15 protein-coding genes are annotated in these 19007 nt (G+C 67.1%); 6 read left to right on the top strand and 9 right to left on the bottom strand.

Going from position 1 to position 19007, the window contains the following annotated elements; genetic code table 11:
• Nucleotides 1-16 precede the first annotated feature (16 nt).
• On the top strand, nucleotides 17-595 hold the full coding sequence (locus AC1RNC_RS01065; protein WP_492882980.1) for a helix-turn-helix domain-containing protein: 579 nt from the start codon (nucleotides 17-19) through the stop codon (nucleotides 593-595).
• Nucleotides 596-866: 271 nt separating this feature from the next.
• Here the strand turns inward: AC1RNC_RS01065 and AC1RNC_RS01060 are convergent, their stop codons facing one another.
• Complete coding sequence (locus AC1RNC_RS01060) at nucleotides 867-2474, bottom strand: sensor histidine kinase (RefSeq protein WP_492882978.1); 1608 nt, start codon at nucleotides 2472-2474, stop codon at nucleotides 867-869.
• A 63-nt stretch (nucleotides 2475-2537) separates the two neighbouring features.
• Between AC1RNC_RS01060 and AC1RNC_RS01055 the strand changes: the two genes are divergently transcribed.
• On the top strand, nucleotides 2538-3161 hold the full coding sequence (locus AC1RNC_RS01055; RefSeq protein WP_492835436.1) for a response regulator transcription factor: 624 nt from the start codon (nucleotides 2538-2540) through the stop codon (nucleotides 3159-3161).
• 119 nt (nucleotides 3162-3280) lie between these two features.
• Complete coding sequence (locus AC1RNC_RS01050) at nucleotides 3281-3649, top strand: response regulator (protein ID WP_492882976.1); 369 nt, start codon at nucleotides 3281-3283, stop codon at nucleotides 3647-3649.
• Here the strand turns inward: AC1RNC_RS01050 and AC1RNC_RS01045 are convergent, their stop codons facing one another.
• The 7 genes from AC1RNC_RS01045 to manD form a co-directional block, all read right to left on the bottom strand.
• Entirely contained in the window at nucleotides 3650-4537 is an 888-nt protein-coding gene (locus tag AC1RNC_RS01045) for a TauD/TfdA dioxygenase family protein (RefSeq protein WP_492882974.1), read from the bottom strand.
• Between the two features lie 130 nt (nucleotides 4538-4667).
• Nucleotides 4668-6305: a glycoside hydrolase family 43 protein gene (locus AC1RNC_RS01040; protein WP_492882972.1), complete on the bottom strand. Its 1638-nt coding sequence runs from the start codon at nucleotides 6303-6305 to the stop codon at nucleotides 4668-4670.
• Nucleotides 6302-7531 carry an MFS transporter gene (locus AC1RNC_RS01035; RefSeq protein WP_492884362.1) on the bottom strand — a complete coding sequence of 410 codons (1230 nt, stop codon included), beginning with the start codon at nucleotides 7529-7531 and terminating at the stop codon, nucleotides 6302-6304. Before AC1RNC_RS01035 ends, AC1RNC_RS01040 begins: the two co-directional genes overlap by 4 nt.
• 139 nt (nucleotides 7532-7670) lie before the next feature.
• Nucleotides 7671-8195 (bottom strand): low affinity iron permease family protein, encoded by a 525-nt coding sequence (locus tag AC1RNC_RS01030; RefSeq protein ID WP_492882970.1) that lies wholly within the window; start codon nucleotides 8193-8195, stop codon nucleotides 7671-7673.
• Between the two features lie 86 nt (nucleotides 8196-8281).
• Nucleotides 8282-8533, bottom strand: coding sequence for a hypothetical protein (locus AC1RNC_RS01025; RefSeq protein ID WP_492882968.1), 252 nt, complete (start codon nucleotides 8531-8533; stop codon nucleotides 8282-8284).
• A gap of 323 nt (nucleotides 8534-8856) precedes the next feature.
• Entirely contained in the window at nucleotides 8857-10710 is a 1854-nt protein-coding gene (locus AC1RNC_RS01020) for a hypothetical protein (RefSeq protein WP_492882966.1), read from the bottom strand.
• Nucleotides 10711-10720: 10 nt separating this feature from the next.
• Nucleotides 10721-11932 carry a D-mannonate dehydratase ManD gene (manD, locus tag AC1RNC_RS01015; RefSeq protein WP_492835449.1) on the bottom strand — a complete coding sequence of 404 codons (1212 nt, stop codon included), beginning with the start codon at nucleotides 11930-11932 and terminating at the stop codon, nucleotides 10721-10723.
• A gap of 175 nt (nucleotides 11933-12107) precedes the next feature.
• Here manD and AC1RNC_RS01010 point away from each other — a divergent pair, with 175 nt between their 5' ends.
• Nucleotides 12108-12872: a FadR/GntR family transcriptional regulator gene (locus AC1RNC_RS01010; RefSeq protein ID WP_492882964.1), complete on the top strand. Its 765-nt coding sequence runs from the start codon at nucleotides 12108-12110 to the stop codon at nucleotides 12870-12872.
• 5 nt (nucleotides 12873-12877) lie between these two features.
• Here the strand turns inward: AC1RNC_RS01010 and AC1RNC_RS01005 are convergent, their stop codons facing one another.
• Nucleotides 12878-14164 (bottom strand): alginate lyase family protein, encoded by a 1287-nt coding sequence (locus tag AC1RNC_RS01005; protein WP_492882962.1) that lies wholly within the window; start codon nucleotides 14162-14164, stop codon nucleotides 12878-12880.
• 252 nt (nucleotides 14165-14416) lie between these two features.
• Here AC1RNC_RS01005 and AC1RNC_RS01000 point away from each other — a divergent pair, with 252 nt between their 5' ends.
• Both AC1RNC_RS01000 and AC1RNC_RS00995 read left to right on the top strand, forming a co-directional pair.
• Nucleotides 14417-15592, top strand: coding sequence for a glycoside hydrolase family 88/105 protein (locus AC1RNC_RS01000; protein ID WP_492882960.1), 1176 nt, complete (start codon nucleotides 14417-14419; stop codon nucleotides 15590-15592).
• A gap of 450 nt (nucleotides 15593-16042) precedes the next feature.
• Nucleotides 16043-18835: a TonB-dependent receptor gene (locus tag AC1RNC_RS00995; protein ID WP_492882958.1), complete on the top strand. Its 2793-nt coding sequence runs from the start codon at nucleotides 16043-16045 to the stop codon at nucleotides 18833-18835.
• Nucleotides 18836-19007 lie beyond the last annotated feature (172 nt).

Below are 19007 nucleotides of genomic sequence, written 5' to 3'. Positions count from 1 at the left end.
AACGGAGATCGACGCCATGTCCTATCAACCCGCCGCCCGCAGCTTCGACACCGCCTCAAATCCCTTCGACGGCGTCGTCGCCGGCCAGATCCTGGACGACGAGGTTCGCGCGTTCGCGCCGAACCTAAAGGACATCCTGGCCCGCGCCGAACGCTCGATCGGCGGCGACCTGGACGCCACCCGCGCCCTGCTGGCCCGAGCCAATGCGATGATCGCCGAGGCGACCGAGACGCAAGGCCGACCTCGCGAGATCAGCCTGGGCGGTCTCGCCCCCTGGCAGGCCAAGCGGGTCAGCGCCCATATCGACGCCCACCTCGGCGACACGATCCCGGTCTCGCACCTGGCCCAGCTGGTCACGCTGAGCGCCGGTCACTTCAGCCGCGCTTTCAAGCGGACCTTCGGCGACACCCCGCACGGTCACGTCATGCGCCGGCGGGTCGAGACGGCCAAGGCCATGATGCTGAAGAGCGCCGAACCGCTCAGCCAGATCGCCTATCTGTGCGGCTTCGCCGATCAGGCCCACTTCTCGCGGACCTTCCGGAAACTGGCCGGCGCGACGCCCCTGGCCTGGCGCCGAGCCCACGCAAACGCCTGACCCCCTATGCAATCGACTGCGCGCGTTTGTCGCACACATTCGGCAAGCTAGACCGTTGCCATTCGCTCGGGACTCGACGAGAGTCTTCGGACTCGGCGCACCCCACCGCGTCCGACACCTTTTAAAGCCGGCTGGCCACGCCTCGCGCGAGACCAGCCGGCTTCATTTATGGGTCCCGCGCTAGGCCAGTTCTTGGTCCCGCGCCGGCTCGCGCCCGTGACGATCACGCCGGGCCTTTGGGGTGGCGATCATCTAAGCGATCTCGACGCTTCTAGGCCGTCGGCAGGACCACCTGGAACAGGGCCCCGCCGCCCGGCGCGGTCTCCATGGCGATGCCGCCGCCATGCGCCTCGACGATCGACTTGCTGATCGACAGGCCCATGCCCATCCCCGTCGCCTTGGTCGAATGGAAGGCCTTGAACAGGACTTGCGCGTCCTGCGCCGCCACGCCCGGACCCGTGTCGGCCACCTCCAGCACCACACGATCGTCCGCGCGCCGGGTGCAGAGAGTCAGATCGCGCACACCGTCGCGTCCCGCCATCGCCTGGATGCCGTTCATGGCCAGATTGATGACCACCTGCTGCAACTGCACCCGGTCGCCCCGGACCTCGCCGACGTCCGGCGACAAGGCCATGATCAGTCGGACATCATGCGCCGCCAGTTCACGCTTCAGCAGCAGGGCGGCGTCCTCGATCGCCGCGTTCAGCGCCACCGGCGCGCGCTGCGGATCCTTGTTCGAGGCCAGAGCGCGGATGCGGCTGATGATGTCCGAGGCCCGTTGGCCCTCGACGATCATCCGCCCCATCGCCGCGCGGGCCTCTTCCAGGTCGGGCTCGGCGCGGTTGATCCAGCGCAGTCCGGCCTCGCCGTTGGTGACGATGGCGGCCAGGGGCTGGTTGACCTCGTGGGCGATCGAGGCGGTCAGTTCGCCCAGGGTAGAGACGCGGGCGGCGTGGGCGAGATCCGCCTCGGCCTTGCGCAAGGCGTCCTGCGCCGCCAGCCGATCGCTGATGTCGACAATGCCGATCAGCACCGTGCCTCGCTTGACCCCGTCGCGGGGGTAGCAGGTGGTGAACAGGGCGTCGAACTCGGTCCCGTCGGCCTTGTAGAACCGCGCCTCGGCCTCGTAGCTATGCCGCCGCTCCAGCGCCGCGAAGACGCTCTCGGCGAACACGCCTTCGCTGGACCGGGGCCAGAACCGCGACACCGAACCCAGAAGCTCTTCGCGGGGTGCGCCGAACAGGGCGACGGACTTGTCGTTGACGTCGACCACATTCGAGACCTCGATCATCCGGCGGACGACCTCCGGATGGGCGGCGACGTGGGCGCGGACATCGGTCACGCCTTGCCCTTGCAGTTCGGCCAGCATCTGGCTCAGGCCGTTGAAGTCCAGCTCCCAGAACGACACGGCCATGGCCCGAAAGACGTTGCTATAGCGATATTCGCTGTATTTCAGGGCCCGCGCCGCCTCGCGGGCGGCGGTGACGTCGCGGCCGGTCTCCAGAACTTCCGCGGACGCGCCATCCGCGTCTCGACGCAGAGTCCAGCGACCGTCGACGACCACGGTCTCGCCGGCGGCCGTGGTCCGCGTCAGCTCGCCCTCCCAGTGACCGGTCTCGATCAGCTGGGCCTTGATCGCCGCGATCTCGGCCGGATAGCGCGTCGCCAGCAGGACGTCGGGATCACGACCCACGGCGTCCTCGCGCGCATGGCCGTACAGCGCCGACGCCCCGCGATTCCAGAAGGTGATCCGGCCCTCAAGATCGCTGACGAAGATGGCGTCGTGCGCCGCGTCCAGCATCTCGGCCAGTTCCTGGCGGCGACGCTCTACGTCTTCGGACGCAGCCAGGGCGAACATCGCGGACGAACTGTCGATCATGCGGCCCCATCTCCAAACGCCTTTATTGACGAGGCGGCGCGGCTGGTCCAGCTAACGAACACGATGGCCTCCCAAACAGTCCATATCGTCGATGACGACGGCGCCCTGCGTGAAGCGCTGGGCAGCCTGTTCCGGTCCGTGGGGCTGGAGACCAAGGCGTTCGGCAACGCCCAGGAGTTCCTGCAGTCAGGCCACGCCCACGACGCCGGCTGCCTGGTGCTGGACGTGCGCCTGCCGGGCCTTTCGGGCCTGGACTTCCAAGAGAAGCTGGCCGCCGCCGACATCCGCATGCCGATCGTGCTGATGACCGGTCATGGCGACATCCCGATGAGCGTGCGCGGCATGAAGGCCGGGGCCGTGGACTTCCTGACCAAGCCCTTCCGCGACCAGGACATGCTGGACGCCGTCGCCGCGGCCCTGGAACGCGATGCGGCCTCCCGCGCCCAGCAGGGCGGCCTCGACGACCTGCGCGCCCTCTACGAAACCCTCAGCGGGCGCGAGAAGCAGGTCATGGCCCTGGTCGCGAGCGGGCTGATGAACAAGCAGGCCGCCCACCAACTGGGCCTGTCCGAGATCACCGTGAAGATCCATCGCGGCAACCTGATGCGCAAAATGGAGGCCCGGAGCCTGGCTGACCTGGTCCGCATGGCCGAGACGCTCAAGCTGCGGCCCGAAGACCCCTCGTGACGGGCCGTCTTGAACGATCCTTACGCAAGGCCACACAAACCTCCGTATAATTTCCGCGACCGCGGTTATCGGGCACTGATCATGACGCGCCCCGCCGTCGCGCGTTCGAGGAAGCCCGCTTGTCCCCCTCCCCCCTCATCTGTGTCGTCGATGACGACGACTCGGTCCGCGTCTCGCTGGAGGGGCTGCTGCGATCCCTGGGTCATCGCGTCCAGGCGTTCGACAGCGCCACGGCGTTCATGGCCTCGGCCGCGCGCGGTCTGGCCGACTGCGTGATCAGCGACCTGCAGATGCCGGGCATGACCGGCGTCGAGATGAAGGAGGCCATGATCGCCGCTGGCGAGAACACCCCGGTGATCCTGATCACCGCCTTCGCCGACGAGACCCAGAGGCTCCGCGCCGAGAAGGCGGGCGTGACCTGCTTCCTGCCCAAGCCGTTCACCGGCGAGGCGCTGATCGACTGCCTGAACCGGGCTTTGATCGGCTGACTAGAACGGCTTGTCGCCCTTGATCGTCACGCGCTCGACGATCCGCTCCTGGGGCCAGTAGTCGAGGATCGCGTAGTGCTGCGTCGCGCGGTTGTCCCAGAAGACGATGGCGTTCGGGGTCCAGCGGAAGCGGACTTGGTATTCGGGCGCCTTCACCCGGTCCAGCAGGTCGGCCAGCAGCGCCTTGGCCTCGTCCTCGGGCAGGCCCAGGATCCGGGTGGTGAAGACCTTGTTGACGAACAGGTGCTTCTCGCCGGTCTCCGGATGGATGCGGACCACCGGGTGGATCATCGGCGGATACTCCGCGCGCAGCGCCTGGCGCTTGGCCTCGTCGACGCGATAGCCGTAGCTCTGGATGATGTCGTGCTCGGCCGTCAGGGTCGCCAGTTGGTCCTTCAGAGCCCGCGGCAGGTCGGCATAGATGGCGGCGGTGTCGGCGAACAGGGTGTCGCCGCCCAGCGGCGGCATGCGCCGCATCCGCAGGACCCCGCCCATCGACGGCGCCTCGCGGAAGGTGACGTCGGTGTGCCACTTGTTGGCCGCGCGGACGAGCGGGACGATCTCCTCGCGCAGCTTCATGCCGTCGGCGGCCTCGATATGCAGGATCTCGGGGAAGCCCGGCACGTGGGCGGTCACCGGATGGCCTTCCAGTTCGCCGAAATAGCGACCGAAACGGACGTGATCCTCGTAGGAAATGTCCTGGTCGCGGAAGAACACCACCTTGTGGCGCAGCAGGGCCGCGCGGATCGCCGCGACGATCTCGGGCGTGAGCGGCTTTGTGAGGTCGAGACCGGAAATCTCGGCCCCCAGCACCGTGCTGACGGGCGTGACCGTCAGGCCGGCATAGAGGGCGGCGTCGGCCTGTGAAATCGAAACAGGGGCGTTCACGGCGGTCTCCCTGGGCCGTCTGGTGCGGCCCCGTGGGAGCGACCTTAAGAGCGAACAGGGTTCACTCAACTCACAATTTCTGATCTCCCCTACACCCGATCTCCCCGGCGAATGCCGGGGAGATCGGGATTTAGGGATTTCCGAGCACGGCCCGGTACGCCCGTTCCTCATAGTCGAACCAGTCGAAGTCGGCCGGCGCGGCCGTTCCGGCGGTGTCCTGACAGGCCATGCCGACGAAGGCGCCGGTGAAGTTGGGCGCGCCGGGGGCGGTGGCTTCATCCGACAGGATCGAGGCGTCGAACACCTCCGGCAGCCAGGTCCAGGCGCCCTCGCCCTGCCGGAAGCCGAAGCGCAGGCGCTCGAAGTCGACCTCGACCCGCAGCTCGACGGGGCCGGCGGCCAGCGGGATGGGCGCGGTGAAGCTGTCGGACTGCGGGCTATCGGGGCTGCAGCTCATCACCCGCAGATGCTTGCCGATCGCGTCGTCGTGGCCAACGTGCAGATAGTGCAGCTTGGAGCCGTTGTAGTAGCAGATCAGCCCCGCGGCCTGCTGGAAATGCTCGGGCTCGAAGTCCAGCACCGTGGCGGCCGAGTAGCAATGGGCCTGCTGGCGTCGGGCGACCAGGGCCTGGCGGAAGACGCTGCCCACGCTCTCGCGGCCGTAGAGGCGCAGGAAGCCGGGCCTGACGGCCAGGCTGAAGATCTCGTCCGGATACGGTGTGCGCAGCCATTGGAAGTCGATCGGCAGGTCCGGACCGTCGAAATCCGCGCGCACCGGCGCCGTGGGCCAGGGGTGCTCGGGCAGGTCCGGCGCGGGCGTCTCCAGCGTCGGGTCGCCGGAACCGTCCAGGGTGCGCGGCCAGCCGTCCTCGCCCCAGACCAGCTTCTGGATCGCCGTCTCGCGCCCCAGGGGGCAGCGGCCACGATTGGGGAGCGGACGACCGGCCAGATAGACCGCGTAGGTCTCGCCGTCGGCGGTCTCGACCAGATCGCCGTGGCCGGCCCGTTGCAGCGCCACGTGCGGCCGGTCGCGGGATGTCAGGACGTAGGTCTCGGGGTGCAGTTCGTAGGGGCCGTCGAGGCCGCGCGACCTTGCCATGGTCATGGTGTGGCCCCAGCCGGTGCCGCCCTCGGCGGTGACCAGATAGTACCAGCCATCGCGCTTGTAGAGGTGCGGCGCCTCGGTCAGGCCGATCGGCGTGCCCTCGAAGATCACCTTCCGCTCGCCGACCAGCTTCCGCTCGGCGACCGAATATTCCTGCAGCACGATGCCGGCGAAGCGGCTCTTGCCCGGCCGGTGATCCCACAGCTGATTGACCAGCCACTTGCGGCCATCGTCGTCATGGAACAGCGACGGGTCGAAGCCCGAGCTGTTCAGATAGATCGGGTCCGACCACGGGCCGTCGATCGTCTCGGCCGTGACCAGGTAGTTATGAAAGTCTCGCAAGGACGCGCCCGAGGCCCCGCCGACCGTGGTGCGGCCATAGCGCTTCACGTCGGTGAAGATCAGCCAGAACTTGCCGTCGGCATGGGTCAGGCACGGGGCCCAGACGCCGCAGCTATCGGGGTCGCCGCGCATGTCCAGCTGGCTCGGACGGGTTAGCGGACGGGTCAGCAGCCGCCAGTTCTTCAGATCCTTCGAGTGATGGATCTGGACGCCGGGGAACCATTCGAAGGTCGAGGTCGCGATATAATAGTCCTGCCCCACCCGCACGATCGACGGGTCGGGATTGAAGCCGCGCAGGATAGGGTTCTGGATCACGCTCATGCCTTTACCGTCCTGGAAGCCCCATCTGGCGCGGCGCGGTCCTTGACCAGCGTCCACAGCAAGACCGCCCCGGCGATGTCCAGAACGCCCAGGGCCACGAAGAACGGGTCATAGCCGATCGTCGTCACCAGCCCGCCGATCAGCAGCGAGAAGATCAGCAGACCGAGATTGCCCATCATGCCGGCCAGGCCCGCCACCGTGGCGACCTCGTCGCGGCGGAACAGGTCCGAGGCCATGGTGATGACGGTCACCGACAGGGTCTGGTGCGCGAAGCCGCCCAGGCACAGCAAGGCGATGGCCGCGTAGGCGCTCTCGACCTTGCCGACGAACACCATGCCCGTCATCAGGACCGCGCCCAGGGTAAAGGCGATGCGGCGAGCGTTGATCAGCGAAACACCGCGCTTCTGGAGGAAATGCGCGATCACCGGCCCGGCCAGGCAGCCCAGGTCGGCGGCCACGAACGGCATCCAGGCGAACAGGGCGATCTGCTTGAGGTCGAAGCCGCGTGTCTGCGACAAATAGAGGGGCACCCAGAACGACAGCGTCCCCCAGGTCGGGTCGGCCAGGAAGCGCGGCAAGGCGATGCCCCAGAACTGGCCCTGCTTGAGGATCGAGACGATCGACGGCTTGGCTCCAGTGGCGGTCAGGTGCGCCTCCTGGCCCGCGGCGATCAGCGCGCGCTCCTCGTCGGTCATCGACGGGTGCCGCTCGGGCGAGCGGTAGAAGAAGAGCCACAGCACCACCCAGACCAGGCCGAAGGCGCCGGTCAATACGAAGGCCGCTCGCCAGTTCCAGGCCAGCACGGCCCACACCACCAGCGGCGGCGCCAGCACGGAACCGATCGAGGCGCCGATGTTGAACACGCCGCCGGCGAAGCCCCGCTCCTTGGCCGGGAACCAGGTCGCCACCGTCTTCATGCCGGCCGGCTGGGCCGAGCCCTCGGCCAGGCCCAGGAAGGCGCGAAGGAAGGCGAAACCCTGCCAGTTGTGGACCAGCCCGTGGGCCATGGCGATCAGCGACCAGGCGGCGGCGAAGACGGCGAAGCCGGTGCGCAGGCCCAGGGTGTCGAGCACATAGCCGCAGACCGGCTGCAGCATGATCCCCAGCTGGAAAGCGCCGGTGATCCAGGAATACTCCTTCACGGAGATATCCAGGTCCTTCATCACCGTCGGGGCGGCGATGCCCATGGTCGAGCGGGTCAGGTAGTTGACGATCGCGCCCAGCATGACCAGGCCGATGATCCACCAGCGCAGGGCTTTCAATTTCGGCAAGGCGGCTCTCCCCGTCGGGCGCGCTCAAGCCGGCCCATTGGATGGTACCGCTATCGCCGATAAGATCTGACGTCCACCCTGTCGTGGTCTGATATCATCCAGCCTTCTTGGACGGCGGATGACCGGCCGTCAGGGCCTTGGCGCGGCCGGCGGCGCGGGTCGAGACGGACGGCGCCTTCTTGGTCGACTTGGCGGAAGCCTTGCCCTTGGGCCGGACCTTGAGGCGGGCGTCCTTCTCGGCGGCCAGCTTCTGGAAGGCTTGCATATGCTTGTCCGCCCGCTGCTTGCAGTGGGCGTGTATGACCTCGAGCTCCTTGTCGGTCAGCTTCTCGATGCCGATGAATTCGTCCTCGGCCTCGGTGGTGGCGCGGATCAGCTCGTCCAGCTTGGTCTGCAAGGCCAAGCCGTCGCGGTTCTGGGTGTTCTGGATCAGGAACACCATCAGGAAGGTGATGATCGTCGTGCCGGTGTTGATCACCAGCTGCCAGGTCTCGGAGAACTTGAAGATCGGCCCCGTCACCGCCCACAGCACCACCAGGCCAACGCAGATCAGGAACGCGGGCGGGCTGCCCGTGGCGCGGGCCGTGACGTTGGCGAATTTGGCGAACAGCTTGTCCACGAGCGACCTCCGGAGCCTTTCCGCGGAAAGGCGCCATCTTCTTGGGGTTCGAGCGCGCTACGCGCTCGGGATCGCCCCGGTAACGCCTAGACGGGCGCTGAAGCTCCGCGCTGTGGCCTCGGTTGGTGCGGAACCCGGGCGCCCTGTCGCTCGATCTCGCCGATGAAGCGGTCCTTACCGTCGGCGGCAGACTCCCAGACGAACACGCCGACGCAGTCGTGCGCCGCCGCGACCTCGGCCGCCAGTTCCAGGGCGTCGACATCGTCCTCGGCGGCGTTGGCGATGAAGGTCAGCGACACGCCGTCGGCCCGTCGCGGGTAGAAAAGGTAGGTGGGCATGATGCGAACTCCTGCCTTTCGAGCGGGAGTGAAGCCGGGGCTTCGTCTCTCAGTCATCGGCGCTCGAGAAGGCCGTGCCGATGATAGCCAGAGCTTAACACCCCGATTTGGGGATATCGAGCAAATACAGCCAAGTCGAAAAATAAATGTTAGTCGTAAACCCGACATTCACGCGCGCGTGATTGCTATAAACCACCGAAATACATGATGAATAGGAAGTACTCTCGATCCGTGATCAACGTCATGATTGACCCTTGATCTGCGATCGAGGCTCGAGAAACAATGCTCCGGATCCCCACCCGCGAAAGCCGGGTGAGATCAGCTTATCTGTAGCGGATCGTCCAGCTGACCTTGATCGGCCCATTCAGACCGGCGGCGCCGGTGCAGCTGGTCAAGGCCGTCATCGCGCCGGTCGGGCCGCGATAGGCCTTCTCGTCGACCAGGGCGCGGGTCGAGCAGGCCAGGCCCTCGACCTTGAAGCCGGTGACGTCACCGACTCCGAACGTCGTTGTCCCGCCCCTGGTCACGGCCTTGCCCGAGAAGCTGGCGAAAGCCAGGTCCACGGCCCTCACGGCGACACCGGACCTGGGCGTGAACACGTCCGTGCGGCGAATAAGGCCCGGCTCCAGGATGTAAGTCGTCCTGACACTGAAACGGTCGTCGGCGACCGGGGCCTTCTGGCCGAGGCGGTCCAGCTGGTCCTGGTCGTAGGTCACGGTCGTACGCGCGCCCCGCCCGTCCACCCTGACGTGGGCGGCATAGGCCAGCGGCGCCAGCTGCGCGCCATCCGCCAGGGTGATGCGCGGCAGCAGTTGCGGGAACACGCCGTCGGCCACGCCCTGCAGCAGACCCGGCGAGAACGGGATCGGATAGTACGGCGTGTTCATGTGCTGGCTTTCGCCGCCATTGATGATCGGCAGGGCGATCACGCGCCTCTTGTCGCGCAGGGTCACGACCAGCCGGTCGTTCTTGCCGCGCGCGAACCAGGTCACCGTCCGCTTGGGCAGCTTGTCCAGCCAGGCGCTGAAGCCAGGGTCGGGCGCCTTGTCCTTGAAGCCCAGCGCGTCCCAGATCGCGCTGGTATAGATGTACTGCCGACCCAGGCTCAGGTTCTCGCCCAGGATCCGGTGCTTGCCGCGATACGTGTCCGTCCGGCGGCCATGCTCCCACAGGTCGACCGAGCCTGTCCCGGGATCGAACCAGAAATCCATGTAGCGGGCCGCCACGCGCGACGAGAACGCATAGGCCATGGTCTTTTCTTCGAGCGTCAGCACGTCCAGCTTGGCCGCGGCGGTCAGCACCTCCAGGAAGGCCGTCTCGCCATAGGCCCCGATGCTGCGGCCGTATTCGAAACCCTCGCCGCGAAGGTTCAGGCGCGGCAGCATCAGATCGACCGAGCGGCGCAGCCATTGGCGCACCTCGGGCGTGGCGGGCATGCCGGCCTCGATCAGGCGGTGGCTGATCTCGCCGATCAGAAGCACGCTGTAGCGGTCGAAGCGCCCCTCGCCATCGGTCTCGTCGGCGAAGCCGTACTCGCCCGAATACTTGCGATAGTGGTCCAGCGTCTTGCCTAGCAGGGCTTCGCTGGCCGAGGCGTCCTCCCAGCCCAGGCGATAGCGCAGCCGCGCCACGCTGAAGGCGACGCCGTAGTAGTTGTTGGGCAGGTTGATCAAGGTCAGGTCGTCGGCGCGCACGAAGCGCCGCCAATCCAGCTTGGCCTTCAGCTTCTCCAGGGTCGCCGGCGCGATCGCCTCGTCCAGCAGGCCGGCGTCCTTCAGCATGTGGATCGCCTGACAGTAATAGTAGACACCCCAGGTGTCGTTGGGATCGTCGACGGTCAGGTCGGCGATCTGGCGGTAGGCGGCCAGGTAGCGCTGGAACTTCGGATCGGTGCGCGGAGTGTCGACGATCAGGTAGGCGAGCCCGATGGCGATCTTGCCGGGCAGGAACTTGTCGTCGGCCTCGAACACCTTGACCCCGTCCAGGGTCATGTCCCGCTTCTCGGCCAGCAGCGTCTCCAGCAGCACGGCGGTCTGCGGCAGCAGGCGCTTTTCCACCGTTTGGTTCATCGGCGCGACGGCGCCGGCATACAACGGCCCGCGAGGGTTCTGGTCGGCGGCGAAGGCAGGCGCGGCGACCGCGAAAGCCGCCGCCGTCAGCGGAAGAAGCTTGCGCAACGCAGTGGCCTTACCAGTTGAACATGGTCCCGTCCTGAAGACGGTTCACCGGCAGGTAGGCGCGCTTGTATTCGTACTTGCCGGCCAGTTCCTCGTCGATGTCGACGCCCAGGCCCGGCTTGTCGCCCGGGTGCAGCATGCCGTCGTCGAAGGTGTAGGCGTGCGGGAACACGGCGTCCGTCTCCGGCGTGTGGCGCATGTATTCCTGCAGGCCGAAGTTGGGGATCGACATGTCGAAATGCAGGGCCGCCGCCATGGTGATCGGCGACAGATCGGTAGCGCCGTGGCAGCCGGTCCTGACATGGTGCAGGTCGGCGAAGGCGGCGATCTTCTTGAGGTTGCTGATCCCGCCCGCGTGCAGCACGGTGGCCCGCAGATAGTCGATCAGCTGCTCCTCGATCAGCTGCTTGCAGTCCCAGACGTGGGCGAAGATTTCGCCGACGGCCAGCGGCGTGGTGGTGTGCTGGCGGATCAGGCGGAAGCCGGCCTGGTTCTCGGCCGGGACCGAGTCCTCCAGCCAGAACAGGCGGTAGGGCTCCAGGTCCTTGCCCAGGCGGGCGGCCTCGATCGGGGTCAGGCGATGGTGGACGTCGTGCAGCAGGTGCACGTCCCAGCCCAGGACTTCCCTCGCCTTCTCGAACAGTTTCGGCACGTGGTTCAGGTACTTGGCGGTCGACCACAGGTTCTCGGTGGGCAGGTTGCCGTCGGCCGGCTCGTAGAACATCTTGTCGCCGGAGACGCCGTAGGTGCTGGGCAGGCCCGGCACGCCGGTCTGCAGGCGAATGGCCTTGTAGCCCATGGCCTTGTACTTCACCGCCTCGGCGATGGTGTCGTCGATGGTCTCGCCGTTGGCGTGGCCGTAGACGGTGACGCCCGTGCGGCAGGCGCCGCCCAGCAGTTGATAGACGGGCAGGCCCGCGACCTTGCCCTTGATGTCCCACAGCGCCATGTCGACGGCCGCCAGGGCGGTCATGGCCACCGGACCGCCGCGCCAGTACGAGCCGCGATAGAAGAACTGCCAGATGTCCTCGATCTGATGGGCGTCGCGGCCGATCAGGCTGGGGACCATGTGGTCCCGCAGGAAGCTGACCACCGACAGCTCGCGCCCGTTCAGGGTGGCGTCGCCGACCCCGGTGACTCCGTCCTCGGTCGTGATCTTCAGCGTCACGAAGTTGCGGCCGGGACAGGTGACGATGACCTTGGCGTCGATGATCTTCAGCATGGACCTGGAGTAGCTAAGCGAGACCGTAAAGTGGCCTGACCACTTCTAGCGACTTATCCGACAAGAAGCTAGTGACCTTGCCACACCGCCGGCCTCAAGCCCCGTAGCGCGAACATCGGCCATACAATAGGCTAAGCTCGCGCCGACGCCGCGTCGGCTCGATCAGCGAAAACACATGACCACTTCGACGGCCGAAACCCGCAAGCTCTACCAACAGGTGGCGAATTCGATCGCGGATTCGATTCGCGACGGCACGCACCGCCCTGGCCAGCGCCTGCCGTCCGAGCGGGATCTGGCGGAAGACTACAAGGTCAGCCGCCCGACCGTTCGCGAGGCGATGATCGCCCTGGAAATCCGCGGTCTGGTCGAGGCCCGTCACGGCTCGGGCGTCTATGTCACCGAAGCTCCGCGCGCCGAGGTCACCGCGCCCGAACTGGACATCGGCGCCTTCGAGCTGACCGAGGCCCGCCGCCTGATCGAGGGCGAGGTCGCGGCCCTGGCCGCCGCCACCATCACCGACGAGGAACTGGCCGATCTGGCGACGATCATGGACGATATGGTCGTGGAGAATGACAGCGACCCGCGCGGCGGCGAGCGCGCCGACCGCCGTTTCCACGTCACCATCGCCCAGGCCAGCCGCAACAGCGCCTTCGTCACCGTCGTCGAGAACCTCTGGGACCTGCGCTACAAGTCGCCCCTGTGCCGCGCCATGCTGGAGCGCGCCCGCCAGGTCGGCGTTCGCCCGTTGATCGACGACCACCAGGAGATCCTGCGGGCCCTGAAGCAACGTGACCCCACCGCCGCCCGCAACGCCATGCGCGAGCACCTGGGCCGGGTGATCGACAACCTGCTGACCGCGACCGAGATCGACGCGCTGGAACGGGCGCGGAACGAGGTCGCCGCCCGGCGGACCGAGCTGGCGCGCCGGTCGGCGATTTAGCGCGACTACTTCCCGAACCCTGAAATCACCAACCGGCTCTGCGCCGCCGGCTCCTTCTTGGCGATGAAGTCCGCCTTCGCCGCGAAGCCCGCATCGCCATAGGCCCAGGCCGCCAGGTCGTAGAGCGGCAGCGCTTCGTCCGTCGCGTCCTGCGGCTTCAGTTCCTTGTACGGAAACGCCGCCTCGTCGCCGACATAGGGCGCCAGATAGTCGAGAGCGGCGCGGATGCCCTGCCCCTTCGGCCCCTTGTAGCCCCACAGGTCGACGCCGACGCAGGGGCCCAGTTCGGCCAGGCCGACCAAGGGTTCAAGCGCGAAGTAGCTGTAGTGCAGGCCTCGGGTGCGGGCGAGTTCCTTGGGCATCTTGCCGTCGGGGTCGATCTGCGGATCGATGCGGGTCTTGCCCGCCTCGGCGATCACCGTCCTGGCCAAGTCCGGCCGGCGGGCGAACAGCGAGAAGGTCGCCAGCTGGTAGTCGTACCAGATGCCGTGGTTGTTCTGGGCGGCGCGTTCTTCCTTGGCGGTCGGCCCCGTTCCCAGCCAGGCGACGTAGTCGCCGAACCAAGCCTCCAGGCCCCTCTGCTCCGCCGGCGCGAGCGCCTTGGAGGGGGCCAGGAGGCCGATCGACTCGACCACGCGCAGCAGGCGGAAGGTGTCGAGCACGCCCTCGGCGCGGCCCAGGGTGCGGCCGGGCACGCCCTGGGCGTAGCTCATGGACGGTTTCATGCGCGTGGCCGGATCCAGAAACCACACGCGCAGCAGCTGGGCGGCCTTGGTCGCGTACCTGGCATCGTCGGTGAAATAGTAGGCCAGGGACAGGGCCTCGACGGCGCTGGCCATGCTGTCCATGCGCACGGCGTCGAAGGCGTTGGTGTTCCGCTCCGGATTCACCTCGCCATCCTTGCGGATATAGGGCTCGCCGGTCGGCTGGGCCGGATCCGGCCACCAGTACGGGCCCATCGAGAGGTAGTCGTGCTTGTCGCCGCTGGGCGGGACGCGGGTCTTCTCGGTGACGGCGTAGGACGGACCGCCCAGCGCCTTGTCGGCGCGGGCCAGGAGGGCCTTGTAGGCCGGCGCCACGGACGGGACGGCGAGATGGGTCTTGGCGGCCTTCAGCCATTGCGGCTTCCAGCGGAAGGTGCGGCGACCGTCGAAGTCGGCGGCGTAGCCGTCCTCGGCCTTGCAGACCGGACCCGTTTTACCTTGAGGGGCGGCCAGGGCCGGCGCGGCGGTCGAGAGCGCGCCGACGGCGACGGCGCAAAGGGCCAGGGCTCGGATCGTCGAGTGGATCATCGGGCCTTCCCTCCTCCTCGTGTCGCCCGCCGCGTCGAGGCCGCGAGCCCGCGCTGGCGCCATCCAGGAAACCGGCGCCAAACCGGCTACACTGAAATTGGGCTACCGGACAAGCTAACTGGCATGACCAAAATTCCATTCCGCGGGCGCGATTTGCCCAAAAGCGATCGGATCAGGTAAGACAACTTTCAGCGGAGCCGCCAGGCGACGCGACGCGACGTCCGGCAGAGGCGCGCCCCACGGGAGGTTTCGATGCGCGTGCGGTTCGCGACGGCTGTGATCTGCCTGGCCTTGAGCGCCGTTCCCGCCCCCTTCTCCGCCGCCGCGCGGACGTCCCAACCCGCCACACCAGCCAAGGCTTCCGCCGATCTCTCCGCCGCCGCCCTGACCCTGGGCCGCGCCGTCGCCGACTGGCAGCTGCGCCACATGGACGGCCGGTTCGATTATGTGAAGACCCAGCACGCCAAGACCCAGAACCCGCGGGGCTGGATCCAGGGCGCCTTCTATGCCGGCCTGACCGCCTTCGCCGAGCGAACAGGCGACCAGGGCTACGCTCAGGCCCTACGGACGCACGGCGCCCAAGAAGGCTGGGGTCTGGGCCAGCGCCCGCTGCACGCCGACGACCACGTCATCGCCCAGTCCTGGATCTGGGTTTACGGCCGCGACCACGAGCCCGCTCAGATCGCGCCGGTGAGGGCCCGCTTCGACGCCATCCTGGCCGATCCGCCCAAGGCGGACCTGACCTTCGTCGACGGCACGGAGGATCAGCCCTGCCAGGCCCGCTGGTGCTGGAGCGACGCCCTGTTCATGGCCCCGCCGACCTGGACCGCCCTGTCGGCCGCCACCCAGGATCCGCGCTACGCCGCCCATGGCGACAGGGAGTTCTGGGCCGCCACCGACTGGCTGCTGGACAAGCAGGAAGGCCTCTATTTCCGCGACAGCCGCTACTTCGACCGCAAGGACGATCAGGGCCGCAAGATCTTCTGGGCCCGCGGCAACGGCTGGGCCTATGCGGGCCTCGTCAACATCCTGAAGATCCTGCCCGCAAACCACCCGTCGCGCCCGCGCTACGTGGCGCTGTTCAAGCGGATGTCCGCCAGGCTGGCGACCCTGCAGAAGCCCGACGGCTACTGGCCGGTGTCGCTGCTGGCGCCGGAGCAGGGCCCGCCGGAAAGCAGCGGGACCGGCTTCTTCGTCTATGGCCTGGCCTGGGGCGTGAACAACGGACTGCTGAAAGACCCGAAGTACGAAGCCGCCGCGCGCCGGGGGTGGAGCGCCCTGGCCCAGGCCGTGCAGCCGGACGGCAAGGTGGGCTGGGTGCAGCAGGTCGGCTACGCGCCCGACCACGTCGTGGCGGGCGACACCCAGCTCTACGGCGCGGGGGCGTTCCTGCTGGCGGCTTCGGAAGTCTCGCGCGGTCGCTTCTAGCGCCCACTCCACCCTTTCGAATTCAGCCCTATCCCGGCGATCTCGCGGGGCATGCGCCCGCGCGCAGTCCCACGCGACACCGCGCGAGCCTGAATATCGATATTCAACGAACGCCTCGATTATTATATACACTAAAAACGCTACATAGAGTTCAGCGTTCCGCGAACGATGTGATTTCCGCATTGTTCCCAGAGTGGATCTATAAATTTCCGTAATGTTTCACCAACGATATGGCCTCGTCTCATTCCCGCCCCAATTGGCCAAAGTCGTGGCCTTAAAGATACAGCTTCACGACAATTCTATTACACGAATTGCCTCACGATTGACCACTTGCTTCGGAAGCGCCTAAGGCGCCGACAACCGCCGGATCGCGGCGGGAAACACATCTTGCATCGGGCTGTAAGGACGTCGGCGCTCGCGCCGGCGAGGGCGGCCCGGAAGGATAAAGACATGAACTATCAGTTTACCCGGGGTCGTTTGCTCGCGACCTCGATGATCGTGGGCGTGGCCACGCTGGCCGGCTTCGCCGCGAACGCTCAGACCGCCGCGCCGGCCGCTCAGCCGGCCGCCCAGGACAACGAGGTCGAGGCCGTCGTCGTCACCGGTTCGCTGCTGCGCCGCACCGACACCGCCACCCCCTCGCCGGTCCAGGTCCAGACCAACGAACAGCTCAAGGCCCAGGGCATCACGACGGTGGCCGACGCCATCCGCAGCCTGTCGGCCGACAACTCGGGCTCGGTCCCCGCCGCCTTCGGCAGCGGCTTCGCCGCTGGCTCGACGGGCGTTGCCCTGCGCGGCCTGACCGTCAACTCGACCCTGGTGATGATCGACGGCCTCCGCAACGCCAGCTACCCGCTGGCCGATGACGGCCAGCGCTCGTTCGTCGACCTCAACTCGATCCCGTTCAACGCGGTCGAGCGCATCGAGACCCTGAAGGACGGCGCCTCGTCGCTGTACGGCGCCGACGCCATCGGCGGCGTGGTCAACATCATCATGAAGTCGAACTTCCAGGGCATGGGCGCTGACCTGTCGGTCGGCACGTCCGAGCACGGCGGCGGCGACCAGTACCGCTTCAACGGCGAGGTCGGCTACGGCGACCTGAACACCGACAAGTACAACATGTACCTGGACGTCGAGTACCAGCTGGACAAGCGCATCCGCATCGATCAGCGCGGCTATCCGTACGACACCTTCGACCTGTCGGGCATTCCGGGCGGCAGCAACGACAACCCGGGCGCCGGCGGCAGCACCTACTACGGTCAGGTCAAGCGCGCGAAGATGGGCACGGCGGGCGACATCTCGACCGGCGTCGCCCTGGCCGACCAACTGTGGCAACCGCTGCGCACCTGCGCGGCCGACGCCCCGCTGACCACCTCGGCCGGCGGCGCGTACTGCGCCCAGAACGTCGCCAAGCTGGGCGACGTTCAGCCCAAGCAAGAGCGCGTGGGCGCCTATGGCCGCTTCACGATCAAGCCAAACGACAACTTCCAGGCCTATCTGTCGGCCAGCTTCATGCAGTCGAAGACTTCGACCCGTGGCGCTGAACGCTCGATCTCGTCGTCGACGCCGCACAACCTGTCGAACATCGTCCTGCCGGCCCTGCTGTCGAACGGCCAGCTGAACCCGAACAACCCGTTCGCGGCCGAGGGTTATGACGCGCTGATCCGCTACCGCTTCAGCGACATCCCGTTCTACGCCAACTACACCAACCGCATGGCCCGCCTGGTCGGCGGCGTCGAAGGCTCGGCGGCCGACTGGAACTACAAGGCCAATCTGGTCATCGCCCACGGCTGGCTGGAGAGCGCCAACCATGGCTACATCAGCTACGACGCGCTGATCGACGCGGTGAACAACGGCACCTACAACTTCCTCGCCCCGTCGAAGAACAGCCAGGCCGTCCGCAGCGCCCTGGCCCCGGTCCTGGCCAAGACCTCGACCAGCGACCTGGACTCGATCAACTTCCAGGCCTCGCGCGACGTCTTCAACCTGCCGGGCGGCCCCGCCCAGCTGGGTCTGGGCGGCGAGTTCCGCTACGAGGCGGTCAACGACCCGGCCCTGAACCCGACCAACGACGCCCAGGGCCTGGGCAACGCCCGCACCATCGGCAACCGCACGGTCGCCTCGGCCTTCGCCGAGCTGGGCATGCCGGTGCTGGACAATGTCGAGGTCAACGTCTCGGGTCGCTACGACCACTATTCGGACTTCGGCGGCAACTTCTCGCCGAAGATCGGCGTCAAGTACACGCCCATCAAGACGGTCGCCCTGCGCGCCACCGTCTCGAAGGGCTTCCGCGCGCCGTCGTTCTCGGAATCGGGCGACTCGGCCAGCCAGGGCTTCACGAACTTCTCGTTCGCGAACTACCCCGACTTCGTGGCGGCCCACGGCGGCAGCGAGTATACTAAGACCTACTCGCTCTCGAGCATCACCGCGGCCAACCCGGACCTGAAGCCGGAGAAGTCGACCAGCTACACCATGGGCGCGGTGTGGGCCCCGACCCGCAACTTCAGCGTCTCGCTGGACTACTACCACATCAAGAAGACCGACGTGATCGCGCAGGCCAGCGCGGGTAACGCCATCGCCGCCTACTATGCCGGCGAAGCCATCCCGGCCGGCTACGTGGTGACCGCCGACCTGCCGGATCCGGACGCCCCGAACGCCCTGCCGCGCATCCTGTCGGTGGCCTCGCCGTACATCAACGCCGACTCACTGCGCACCAGCGGCATGGACCTGAACGTCCAGAACACGATGTACCTGCCCGCCGACGTCAAGTGGACCAGCGAGCTGAACGCCACCGTCCTGTTCGACTTCAAGTACACCCAGGGCGGGGTGACCTATAACTACGTCGGCAAGCAGGCCCCGTACGTGCTGTCGTCGGGCGCCGGGACGCCGAAGTACCGCGCCTCGTGGAGCAACACCTTCACCCGCGGTCCGGCCACGATGACCGGCACCCTGAACTATGTCAGCGGCCTGCGCTCGATCGACGAAAGCTATGTGGGCGACCAGACCTGCCTGTACGGCGACGCCGACTTCAAGTGCCACACGAAGGACTTCATCTCCTTCGACCTGACCGGCGGCTACGACGTCACCGAGCACACGACGGTCTATGCCGACGTGCTGAACCTGTTCGACGCCGGCCCGATGTTCAACCCGGCCAACTACGCCGCGGTGAACTGGAACCCGACCTACTCGCAGTCGGGCGCCGTGGGCCGCTACTTCCGCGTGGGCGTCCGCCTGAAGTACTAGTCGTTAGCGGATCTCGCGTACGGACCGCGTGCGTATGGTCCGATGAGATGGAGGGGGTCGTCCGCGAGGGCGGCCCCTTTCCTTTTGCCCTGTCCTTGTGCGGGTGAAAAAATGGGCTGGGCCTGCCGTTGCCGCGGGTGCGGAAACGCTCTCCACTTACGTCAGTCTAAGG

The sequence above is a fragment of the Caulobacter sp. GW822-FHT01G02 genome, assembly GCF_058802865.1.
This window is presented reverse-complemented; position numbering and strand designations above follow the sequence as displayed.